Source organism: Geminocystis sp. CENA526, from assembly GCF_050753365.1.
Lineage (GTDB): Bacteria > Cyanobacteriota > Cyanobacteriia > Cyanobacteriales > Cyanobacteriaceae > Geminocystis.
Genome location: NZ_JBLZFY010000112.1, coordinates 1 through 12,407 on the forward strand (window position 1 = coordinate 1; position 12,407 = coordinate 12,407).

General features: G+C 35.4%; 8 protein-coding genes. 4 read left to right on the plus strand and 4 right to left on the minus strand.

Annotated features, from left to right (window positions below):
* Positions 1-46: 46 nt before the first annotated feature.
* Positions 47-541, minus strand: a complete 495-nt coding sequence (locus ACN4EE_RS19585; RefSeq protein WP_431708176.1) for a bifunctional nuclease family protein — start codon at positions 539-541, stop codon at positions 47-49.
* Between the two features lie 305 nt (positions 542-846).
* On the opposite strand from ACN4EE_RS19585, the gene nagA reads away from it, so the two are divergent.
* The gene (gene nagA, locus ACN4EE_RS19590) at positions 847-1,971 is read left to right on the plus strand and encodes an N-acetylglucosamine-6-phosphate deacetylase (RefSeq protein WP_431708183.1); all 1,125 of its coding nucleotides are present in this window, start codon (positions 847-849) and stop codon (positions 1,969-1,971) included.
* Positions 1,972-2,114: 143 nt separating this feature from the next.
* Here the strand turns inward: nagA and ACN4EE_RS19595 are convergent, their stop codons facing one another.
* Together ACN4EE_RS19595 and ACN4EE_RS19600 are read right to left on the minus strand one after the other, a co-directional pair.
* Positions 2,115-3,173 (minus strand): chemotaxis protein CheW, encoded by a 1,059-nt coding sequence (locus ACN4EE_RS19595; RefSeq protein WP_431708177.1) that lies wholly within the window; start codon positions 3,171-3,173, stop codon positions 2,115-2,117.
* A gap of 243 nt (positions 3,174-3,416) precedes the next feature.
* Complete coding sequence (locus ACN4EE_RS19600; protein WP_431708178.1) at positions 3,417-4,877, minus strand: HAMP domain-containing methyl-accepting chemotaxis protein; 1,461 nt, start codon at positions 4,875-4,877, stop codon at positions 3,417-3,419.
* A 365-nt stretch (positions 4,878-5,242) separates the two neighbouring features.
* Between ACN4EE_RS19600 and ACN4EE_RS19605 the strand changes: the two genes are divergently transcribed.
* Positions 5,243-6,106 (plus strand): mechanosensitive ion channel family protein, encoded by an 864-nt coding sequence (locus ACN4EE_RS19605; RefSeq protein WP_431708179.1) that lies wholly within the window; start codon positions 5,243-5,245, stop codon positions 6,104-6,106.
* A gap of 289 nt (positions 6,107-6,395) precedes the next feature.
* Here ACN4EE_RS19605 and thrB read toward each other — a convergent pair whose 3' ends face one another.
* Positions 6,396-7,301, minus strand: a complete 906-nt coding sequence (gene thrB, locus ACN4EE_RS19610) for a homoserine kinase (RefSeq protein WP_431708180.1) — start codon at positions 7,299-7,301, stop codon at positions 6,396-6,398.
* Between the two features lie 267 nt (positions 7,302-7,568).
* Between thrB and sbcC the strand changes: the two genes are divergently transcribed.
* Together sbcC and ACN4EE_RS19620 are read left to right on the plus strand one after the other, a co-directional pair.
* Positions 7,569-10,586, plus strand: coding sequence for an exonuclease subunit SbcC (gene sbcC, locus ACN4EE_RS19615; protein WP_431708181.1), 3,018 nt, complete (start codon positions 7,569-7,571; stop codon positions 10,584-10,586).
* A gap of 140 nt (positions 10,587-10,726) precedes the next feature.
* The gene (locus ACN4EE_RS19620) at positions 10,727-12,361 is read left to right on the plus strand and encodes an ABC transporter substrate-binding protein (protein WP_431708182.1); all 1,635 of its coding nucleotides are present in this window, start codon (positions 10,727-10,729) and stop codon (positions 12,359-12,361) included.
* The last annotated feature ends 46 nt before the right edge of the window (positions 12,362-12,407 follow it).

The following is a 12,407-nucleotide window of genomic DNA, read 5'->3' on the forward strand; positions in this document are numbered from 1 at the left end:
TTCTTAATTCTTAATTCTTAATTCTTAATTCTTAATTCTTAATTCCTCATTCTTCTTGTCGAGTGCGACGAATCAAATCTTCGGGGCTTAGATTAGCGACAAAATCCTTAAACGCCTCCCTTTCCTCCTCGTCTGCTTGTCGATCGATCGGGATAGAAGCATCTAAAACTACTTCTTCCATTACCCAAATAGGACAACCTGCCCTAATGGCAAGGGCAATGGCATCACTAGGGCGACAGTCAATATTTTTCTCTTTTTTTCCCATTTTCGTACACAAAAGAGCATAAAAAGTATTATCTTGTAGAGTGCTAATGATTACTTTTTCTAATTTTATATTCCAAATGTGAAATACATTTATCATTAAATCATGGGTAAGAGGTCTTGGGGTTGCTTGTTGCTCCAATGCCCCTATAATTGATCTAGCTTGATCTTGTCCTATATATATGGGTAAGGCACGGCGTTCTGTTGCATCTTTTAGTAATACTATGGGGCTACGAGTTACCGCATCTAAAGCAATAGCCGCTACCTTCATCTCGATCATTGATTTATCCCTCTTGAATATCTCAGCAGGTCAACAATTTTCATTATATAGCATTCTGTTTCTGACTTATGAGAAAAATTAGTAGGGAATTAAGAATGAAGACTAGGAGACAGGTGGACAGGTGGACAGGTGGACAGGTAGAAGAGAGAGGGAGAAGAAATAATTATAGTTTTCTGGTGGGGTTGGGTTTAATATATTAAACCCCTACATTCCTTATGACTCTTGCCTTTTGCTTTTATTACTCATTTACTTATTACTTATTACTTATTACTTATTACTCTCTTTATATGATTTTACAAGACACCATAAAAGTTATTACTAATGCCCGATTAATTGGTTATAAGAATTTACAAACTATCTCGATCGAACGGGGTTTAATTAAGAGTATTGAAGATAGTATTTTAAGCTCAAAAGGAGATTTAGATTTACAGGGAGATTGGCTTTCTTTAGGGGGTGTGGATTTACAAATAAATGGTGGTTTAGGGTTAGCTTTTCCTGATTTAACTATGGATGATTTAGGAAAATTAGATGATATTTGTGCTTATTTATGGCAACAAGGAGTAGATCAATTTTTACCCACTATTGTTACTACTTCGGTAGAGAAAATTCATCAATCTTTGAAGGTAATTAATGAGTTTATTCAGTTACCAAAAAAACTCGATCGAGCCGAAATTTTGGGGGTACATTTAGAAGGACCATTTTTAAATTATGATAAAAAAGGAGCTCATCCAGAACAATATTTATTACCTTTAACTTTAGATAATGTTAAGTTAGTTTTAGGGGATTATAGTCACCTCGTCAAAATTATTACCCTTGCACCAGAATTGGAAGAATCTGACACCGTTATTCCCTATTTAAGATCGATCGAAATTATAGTTAGTTTAGGACATTCTCAGGCAACCGCATCCCAAGCAAAAAAGGCTTTCAGTCAAGGTGCATCCATGGTAACTCATGCTTTTAACGCCATGCCTAATTTACATCACCGTCACCCCGGATTATTAGGGGAAGCCATTATTAACCCCCATGTTTACTGTGGCTTAATTGCAGACGGTAATCACGTTGATCCTACCATGCTCAACCTCATTCTCAAAGCCAGTAACTATCACGAAGGTATTTTTTTAGTTAGCGATGCCTTATCCCCCATCGGATTGAATGATGGGGTTTACCCTTGGGATGATCGAAGTATTGAAGTTAGAAACGGTACAGCAAAATTACCAGACGGCACATTATCGGGTACGACTTTACCCTTGTTTGTAGGCGCTCAAAATTTGTTTAAATGGAACATAACTACTATAGAACAATCGATCGAACTGGTGACAACCGCCCCCCGTAAAGCGATGGGTTTACCCTGTTTACAAGTGGGTTATCCTGCGAATTTCATTCGTTGGTATGAAGAAGATAAACAATTACAGTGGAAACGGGTAAGCTAGAACGTATCCAAGTTTACTGATAAAGAGAGGCAAAAGGCATCGAGGCAGACGCAAGGGGCAAAGTTAATATCAGTCAATAGTTATCAGTATTTTTAACTATTAGAGAAAAATGCAAGTTAAATGCGTCTTAGCTTATTCTTGCTTTAAACGGCTTCGTCCACTACTAAAAAGCTACTTAATAAAATCTTAGGAAGATCGAGAATAGTCATCATTTTATCTCCATAAGGGGCTGTACCTTGCAAATATTCATCATTAAGAGAATGTAGTGCCGTGGGAACTGATGATACATCTTGAGGATTCAAAAACATGACATCCACTACGTCTTCGACTTTGATACCTGCTACTATATCATCCACTTGCACCACGATCGCCTGAGATTTATTGCCCATATCTTTTTGAGAAAGATTCAGCAAATTGCGAATATCCACTAGGGTTAAAATTTCACCCCGTAGGTTCATATTGCCGATGATATGATGAGGACAACAAGGAATAGGCGTTAATTGAGTAATATCGGTAAATTCCTTAACAATGCTCAAATCCATACCGAAAAATTCATCATCTAAAGCGACAACGGCAAGGGGTTTATAACCGTCTCTTTCTTCGGTTTCTGTTGTCTGACGTAAACTTTCGGCACGTTGACGGAAAATCTCCCTTTCTTCGGGGGTAGCATTAGGGCAAAATAAGCGTTTTTTCTCTAAAGATTGATTATCTTCGGGAAGGTTATCTAAGGTAAGTTCGCTGGAAGTTTCATCTATATTCTGTTTTTCAATATAGTGAATTAAATTATCAGAGTCGAGGATAACAATAATGTGTTCATCTTTACGCGCTATACCAGCGATAAATTTACGCCGTTGATTAACTATAGAGTCACGTCCGATCGAAATTTCGGCACTGATGGAATCTTCCTCAATATTTTTCACATCTTGGACATTATTAACAATGATGCCGACTCGTAAATCTCCCGATTTAAGCACAATGACGCTATCAGAAATTTTATATTCATCCCCTTGATAACCAAAACGAATATTAATATCCATGACAGGCAAAATTTCACCGCGCACGTTAACCACGCCGATAATATCTCTTGGCGCTTCGGGAATGGGGGTTAACTCTGGTAAAAAGAAGATTTCCTCTACCGCAAAAGTGTCAATACCGTATATCGACTCATGGAGGGTAAAGGTTAGATAAGGATGCTCTTTCATAATGAATAATTAATAATTAATAATTAATAATGAATAGTGAATAATTAATAAGGGAGAATTATCCATAATTCAAATAGTTCAATTTATTGAACGGAAACCTATTAGCCGTGTAATTTATTACACGGTGGATTATGAAATTTCAGAAGGAAATTGGTGTATCTTCGATCGAATAGGGTAGTGTTACTCGATCGAACCCAAATTAAAATTAATGAGATTGCTTCGTTTCCTCGCAATGACAGATGATTAAACAAGCTCTTTTAATTCTTGGGTAACTTCGTTTAATTTTTGTGTACCGATACGGGTTTGAGTAATCCCTGCGGAGGTTTCCCTTGCACCTTGGTTAATAGCATTCATCGCTGTTAAAACTTGTTCAAAGGCGGTGGATTGTTGGCGAATATTGAGGGCAATTTGTTGGTTATTCATCACCACATTATTAACGGATTCTTTTACACCGGCAAAAGCAAGGGCAGTATTTTGAGCGATTTTCATACCTGAATCCACTGTTTTTGTACCTTCATCCGTTACCATAACCGTTGTGTTAATGGAATTTTGAATTTGCGATACTAAACCATTGATTTTTTCCGCAGATTGCTTACTTTGATCTGCTAATTTACGAATTTCAGCGGCTACTACAGCAAAGCCTTTGCCATGTTCTCCTGCTCTTACGGCTTCCACCGCAGCATTAAGGGCTAACATATTAGTACGATTAGCAATGTCACTCACTAACTGGGAAATACTACCGATTTGGTTCGTTTGTTCGCTTAACTGCATAATTTGCTCGGCGATCGCACCTACTTTCAGTTTAAGATCGTTCATTTCCGAGAGGGTTTGTTGTACCGCTTGATCTCCATTTTCCGCTAACTGTAAGGCTTCACGGGCGGCATTGGCGGCTGATTCCGCTTGTTCGGAGGATTGACGAGAAGAAGCCCCTAATTCATCCATTGTAGTCGTGGTTTCGTTCACGGATGCGGCTTGTTGGCTTGTGGTACGATCCTGTTGTTCGATCGTAGCGGCAATTTCAGTGCTAGATGTAGCGATTTGAGTGGTAGCATCGTTTAGACGACGGGTGATATTAAAGTAAATGATAAATCCAAAAAGAATAGATGCGGCAATAATTGCTCCACTGGTAAGTAAAACCGCCATTTGTAGAGAAGCGATACTACTATCTTGTTGTTCTCCATAGCGCTCAAAAATAACTTTTTCTTCTTTTTCAAATTCCGCTAAAGTGTCAAAAATATTAGTAACTAAGTCATTGCCCCCTGCACTATTCCAATAGGCGATTCCTGCTTCTAATCCTTGGGTTTGAATCGTCTCGATAATTCTGTCATTAATTTCTGCATATTTACTATAATCAGATTGGATAGATTCTATCCTTCTTATTTGGTCTGGATTTTCGAGCAGGTCTTTTACTGTTTTGAGACTATCATTGGTAAGGGCTCTGACTTGTTGATACTCTCTGATACTTTCTGTTCTTCCTAGTAAAGAACCTCGTATTGTACGGGAACTTCCTTGAAGTCCTTCGATTGTTTGAGTTAACTCTTGAAATACTAAAGCAACTTGATCTACTTGTGCAATGGCGTTTTTTGTGTTATTAAGATTATTGATTACCAAAATTGGGGCTAAAATTGAGAAGAAAACGGGAACAGCATAACCAATGCCAATCCAATATCTAATTTTTAAACCTTTACTAATGCCAGTGGACATATTTTTTCTCCTTATAATTAAGTTTTAGTTTTTGATAATATTTTAGTTTTTTTGTACTACTCTAAAATATTGAAGTCAAGAAAATCTTTGTTAAGAATTGTTGATTATTTAATTTAAAATCTTACTTTAACTTTTATCTTTTCTTCTACTTTAAATATAATCTTACTTTTAAAATAAAGAACATTTTTTTTACATTTTTTATTAATTCTAATTTATGTAGCTTTTTTAAGAATAATAACTTTTTGTAAATAAAGTATTTTTATTTTTTAATTATAGAGTAATAAATTCCAGAATAATTTTATTTTCCATTTAATTTGTATAGATGTATAATTACTTCTGTTTAATCTTAATTTTTCAGAAACGTTATGTTAACAAACTTCTTTTTGTCTCAATTACCCATTGATGAAATACCTATAGAGAGGGTAAATGTATTTTTAGTTACCATCAAAGAACAAATCGCTAACTTTGGGGTTAAGTTAGTCGGTGCGATCGTACTATGGATTGTGGGACAATGGTTAATCAATAAAGGGATTAAATTACTTTCTCGACTATTAAAAAGACAGGATGTCGATATAACTCTAATTGCCTACTTAACAAACTTCCTTGTGGTTGCCCTCAAAATCATCTTAATTGTGGCGATTCTTGGTTATTTTGGCGTTGAAACCACATCTTTTGCGGCATTATTAGCGGCGGCAGGTATCGCTATTGGTGCGGCTTGGGGAGGACTGTTAGCCAACTTTGCGGCGGGGGTTTTCCTTGTATTGTTTACACCTTTTGCTGTGGGTGATTTTATCAATGCTGGAGGTGTTACTGGTACAGTGGAAGAAATTGGTTTATTTGTCACGACTATCAACACTCCTGATAACGTTAAAACCATTGTTGCTAATAACAAAATTTTCTCTGACAATATTCAAAACTTTTCCGCTAATCCTTACCGTAGGGTTGATTTAGTAGCACAATTAAATCATACTGTTAACCCTCAAGAGGCGATCGAACTACTGAAAGGAAAATTGACGCAAATTCCTAATGTAATTGATGAACCTCAACCCACCGTAGAAATCTTAGAATTTAACTTTGCTGGTCCTGTTTTAGCGGTACGTCCTTACTGTAGTAATGATAACTACTGGCAAGTATATTTTGATACTAATAAGGTAATCAAAGAAACCTTTGGGGAGGCTGGTTATCCCGTGCCTGAGCAACATTATGCGGTGAGAGGATTAGGCAGTTAACCGTTAATAATTGGTTCGTAGGGGTTGAATACTATTCAACCCTTGTGAGGCTTTGTTACATCAAATTTTACAAAATCAGCGATTTGTGGATAAACGATAACTTTAGGTAGTGTATCATAACCCGCCAAGAAATAAATTTCATGGCTAACAGCACAAGTCAGCTAAAGCGACTAATGTAAAAGCGATTGAATTATATTTTATCATTTTCAAGAATAATTTTGAAATCGCTTTAGCAGATTTTAGCGATTAGCTTCGTCAATTTATTGCGAAGTGAGTCATGGCACAAAACTTATTTTTGACTTATTTTCGCTCCTTGGGTGTCGATGGCTAAACAACGCACATCAGCATTAACTCCCAAGGCTAACCATGTATTTTTCATAGCAGTAATGACATTTTCGGCTTGACGATCGTTACACAAAGCCAATAAAGTAGGACCAGCTCCACTAATTACCATACCATAACCGCCATTGTCCATAACGGCTTGATGGATGTCATCGTAACCTTTGATTAAATTTTTGCGGTAGGGTTGATGTAATTTATCTTTTAAGGCTTCCTTTAACCATCTTTCGTTACCCGTTTCTAAGGCTTTGATCAGTAATCCTAAATGAGCTATATTATATACTGCGTCATGGTAGCTTAATTGTTTCGGTAATACTGCTCTTGCTGATTCGGTGGAGAGTTCAAAATCGGGAATACCGACAATAAATTTTATGTCAGGGTGAGATTCGATCGAAACAAATTGCCAATTATCTTTTTCACCTACAGATAAGATACAATTCCCTAAAAAACAGGGTACAACATTATCGGGATGTCCTTCCAGTTCGATCGCCATTGCCATTAATTTCTCTTGGGGTTGGGGTTGAGCAGAGAAGTAATTAGCGGATAACAAACCAGCTACGATCGCCGTAGCCGAACTTCCCAAACCTCTGGCAAGGGGTACATTAATCTTAATTTTGATGTCCACATTTGGGGCATTTACACCTATTTTTTGATAATAATAAAGAAAAGACTTATAGAGTAAATTGTCTTCACTCAAAGTGATTTGTTGCGCACCATCACCAGTAACGGTTAAAGTAGTTTTATCACTGAGGGAAAACTCAAACTCATTATAAAGACTCAAAGCCGTACCGATACAGTCGAAACCCGAACCCAAATTAGCGGTAGTAGCTGGTACTTGAAGGGAAATGGAACTCATAGTTAATTATGTTATACTTATATCGAATTAGTGATTATATCTCAAAATCTCTCTAAAAATAAAAGGGATTGTTTATAATTACCGATTATTTAAGCATTTTTGCAAAAAAATCAAGGTTGATTGAGATTGCTTCGTACCTCGCAATGACAAAGAGTTAAACTTAACTATTCCTTGCTTCTTGCTTCTTACTTCTTACTTCTTACTTCTTGCTTCTTACTTCTTACTTCTTACTTCTTACTTCTTACTTCTTACTTCTTACTTCTTATCATGATTCCTAGAAAATTAATTCTCAAAAATTTCCTCAGTTATCGATCGACAAGTTTAGACTTTAATGGACTACATACTGCGTGTATTTGCGGTGCAAATGGTGCAGGAAAATCATCTCTTTTAGAAGCAATTACTTGGGCAATTTGGGGTAAAACTCGCACGGCTAGTGATGAAGATATTATCCATTTAGGAGAGAAAAATACAAGGGTTGATTTTGAGTTTATTTATGATGAGCAATATTATCGAATTATTCGCACTCGACAACGCAAAGGAGGAGGTACTTTAGACTTTCAGGTAGTTAATAGTAAGGGTTACAAATCTCTCTCAGGGAAAGGCTTAAAAGACACTCAAGATAACATTTTAAATTTTCTGAAAGTTGACTATGATACCTTTATTAATTCAGCTTATTTAAGACAGGGTAGAGCCGATGAATTTATGTTGCGTAAACCATCGGAAAGAAAGAAGATTTTAGCTGATTTATTAAAGTTAGATCAATATGAAAAATTAGCAGAATCTGCAAAAAACTATGCTAAAGAATATAAAATTAGAAGTGAAGAACTAGCAAAAAATTTAGAAGATATTTTAAGTCAATTAGAAGAAAAACAAGCTGTATTTTTAGAGTTAGAAAACACTGAAAAAGATTTAAAATTTTTGCAACAAAAAGAGGAAGAAAAAGCTGAAAAACTGAAAGAAATTAACTTTCTCCACAGTCAACGGGCATCGGCGTTCGATCGAGCTGAGAGATTAAAAACTCAATTAGATAGTATTATTCAGAGAATAGACAGTTTAGAAACTGAAAAAAAGACTGTCAATGAAGAAATTAATAAACTAGAAATAATCTTAAATCAAGAAGAAGTTATTAACCAAAAATATCAAGAATTAAATAGTTTAAGAAGTGAAGATCAACAGTTGAACGATCGATTTCAGACTTATCAAAATTTATTGAGTAGAAAACAAAAACTAGAGCAGAAATTAAGGGAAGAAAGCAATAACTTAATTTTAGGTATTCAAAAAGAAAAAACTAACCTTGAAAACTTAATTAAACAACAGGAAGAATTAGAGAAAACTATTAATAAAGCTGGAGATTTAACCACAGATTTAGAAACATTAAATAATTGTCGAGAAAGACTGAAACAATTAGATCAAATTCAAAAAGATATTGTACCTTATATTCAACAAGAACAAAGTTTAAAAAGTCAGTTAGAAAGGGAATTGACGACATTACAAATTAAATTAGAAAAATTAGAGCAAGAGGAAACTAATTTACAAGCTAAATTAGCAGAAGTACCGAATAAAAGACAAGAATTTTTTACCCTAGAAAAACAACTTCAAGAGTTAGAAAATAAGAAAAATTATCAAAAAAGAGTCCAAGAAAAAGGAGAAAATCAAAAGAGTTTAATTCAACAATATCTTAACAATCAAAAAAGTCTCGAAAAACAGATCGAAAAATTACATCAAAAACTTGATATTCTCAATCAAGATCATGCTGTATGTCCTTTGTGCGATCGAGAGTTAGACGACAATCATTTAAACCATGTAATTACGAAAACTAAAGAAGAAGAAAAGCAGTTAGAATCTGAATCTTGGCAATATGAAACCGAGAAAAGAAACTGTGAAAGAGAGTTAGAAAAACTCAGGTTAGAATATGGACAATTAAATCATGAATTAGCCACAGAAAACCTGTTAAAACAGAGTTACCTTAAACTAGAAAATCAGTTAGATACTGTGGAAGATATTTATAATCAATATGACGCAATTCAAGAAGAAAAAGCAAAGTTAACCGCATTGTTAACTAATGATAATTATGCCCCAGAAATTAAAGAAAAACTTTCAGAAATTCAACTCTCGATCGAATCTTTTAATTATAACGAAAAAGATCATGCTTTATTGAGACAAGAAGAATCTAATTTACGCAAAGTAGAGTATCAATATTTGAAGATAAAAGATGCTCAAAATGACTTAAATAAGTTATTGAAAAGAAAACCCGAATTGGAAAATAAGATTAAGGATTTAGAAACTCAGTTACAACAATTAACGGAAAATTCTCCTATACAAATAGAAATTAATGACATTGAAACCCAAATTAAAGAGATTAATTATGACAGTCAATATCACCAAAATATTAGACACAATTTACAATCATTACAATCCTATGAAATTCAATATTTGCAGTTAGAAGAAGGAAAAAAACAACATCCTTTATTAGAGCAAAAATTGACTCAATTAACCGCTAATTTAGTCAGTTATCAACAGGAAAAATTAACCACTGAAACGGAGTTAAAAACCATTGAACAACAGTTATCATCTTTAACAGATTATAGTTCACAGTTGCAAACTTTAGAGCAAGAATGGGAACAATACCGCAAAAATATCGATGATTTATTTAGAAAAAAAGGCGGTTTAGAGCAATCTTTAACTACTTTAAAAGATCGAGAAAACGATCGAGCCAAATTAGAGAAAACCTTAGAAGAATGCCAGAAAAACTATAGAGTTTATACCGAATTAGGTATGGCTTTTGGCAAAAACGGTATTCAGTCGCTGATGATTGAAAATATTTTACCTGAATTAGAAAGTGAAACAAATCATCTTTTATCCCGTTTAACAGCTAACCAGTTACACGTTCAATTTATCACCCAAAAACCGAAGGCAACTCGCAGTAAATCATCATCTTTAAAAGATACCCTCGATATTATCATAGCCGATACCCAAGGCTCTCGATCGTACGAAACATATTCAGGCGGTGAGGCATTTCGCATCAATTTCGCCATTCGTTTAGCAATATCTCGCATTTTAGCCCAAAAATCTGGCACTCCCTTACAATTTCTCATCATTGATGAAGGTTTCGGCACTCAAGATAGCGAAGGGTGCGATCGTCTTATTGCTTCCTTGAATGCCATCGCCGATGATTTTGCTTGTATATTAACCGTAACCCATATGCCCCAATTCAAAGAGGCATTTCAAACCAGAATCGAGGTATATAAGACAGAAGGAGGATCACAAATTCATATTGCGACATAGAGGGTGCTGAAAAAGTCTTTTGATGGCGATGGGTGTTAGGTTTCAGGTGTCAGGTGTTAGGTTAAATAATGAAAAATAAAGGTTTTAGCTTAAAATAAACTAGCATTTTATCTTTTGGGAAAACTCCCAGATAGTCATTCATGATCAAAAAAATCATTAAAGTTTTCAAGTATCTTGGAATATCGTTAATTTGTTTTAGTCTAATTGTTGCCTGTAATGGCAATCCCTCAGAGCAAGTTAGCACCACTACCACTGATAATAATGGTAGAATTACGATCGGAACTACATTGAGAGCTAGAACATTAGATCCAGCCGACAGTTATGAGTTAGCAGGATTAAATTTAATTTATAATTTGGGTGAAAGTCTTTATACTTATCAATTAGGTACAACAGAATTAGTGCCATTATTGGCAACAGAAATGCCCAAAATTAGTGATGACGGGTTAACTTATACTATCCCCTTAAGACAGGGAGTCAAGTTTCATGATGATGCGCCTTTTAACGCCGAAGCCATGAAATTTTCTTTAGATAGGTTTATGCAAAATGCAGGAAAACCATCTTTTTTACTAAGAGATACCATTCAAGATGTCACCGCTACAGGAGAATATGAGTTAACCATTACTCTACAAAAACCCTTTGCGGCATTTTCTGCTTTACTAGCTTTCCCCGGTGCTTGTGCGGTGTCTCCTCAAACCTATACCATTGGCGAAGGGCAATTTAAACCCAATGAATTTATAGGTACAGGACGCTATAAGCTGACAGCTTTTAATAGTGATTCGGTGACTTTGGAGGTATTTCCCGACTATTGGGGTGAAAAACCCGTTAATGAGGGTATCGATTTACAGATTTATGCGGGAAATTCTGCTAACCTTTACAATAGCTTTTTAACAGGCGCTATCAAGGTAGCTTATCAAACTTTTGCCCCCGAACAAATAACAACCTTAGTGGCAGATGCTAACGCTGGAAAATTCCAAATGGTTCAAGGTTCTGGTACTGTTATTAGTTATATGGTGTTGAATCGTAATCAGAAACCTTTAGATCAAGTTGAAGTACGACAAGCCATCGCACTTTTGCTCGATCGAAACCTAATCATAGAAAGAGTATTACAAGGACAATCAGAGCCTCTTTATAGTTTAATCCCTGATGTATTCGAGGTATCGCAACCAGTTTTTCAAAGCACAAATCCTGATGAAAACATTACTCAAGCAAAGGAATTATTAACAAAAGCCGGTTTTTCAGCTAGTAACCCTGCCGTTGTCGAAGTTTGGTATCCTTCCGCCTCCAAAACTCGAAGCGGTGTAGCAAGTACATTAAAAGCCATCGCCGATCAACAATTAGAAGGTATAATCCAATTTGTACCTAGTGCCGTAGAAAGTGCCACGGCGTTTAGTAACTTAGGTAAGGGAATTTATCCTAGCTTTTTGGGTGACTGGTATCCCGATTTTTTGGATGCTGATAACTATATTCAACCCTTTTTACAATGTACCAATGGTAACGAAACTCAAGGATGTATTGAAGGAGGCGCGCAAACTCAAGGCTCATTTTTCTATAGTACAAAGATGAATGAATTAATCGACACACAACGGGAAGAAACTAACCTTGAAACAAGGGCAAATGCTTTTACACAAATCCAAACTATTATGAAAGAAGAAGTGCCTTACGTTCCTTTGTGGCAAAATAAAGACTATGCTTTTGCCCAAAATGACATTACGGGAGTCAAGATTAATCCTAGTCAGAATTTTCCTTTCTGGACTATCAAAGCGAGTCAGCAATGAGAAATTAAGAATTAAGAATTAAGAATTAAGAATTAAGAATTAAGAA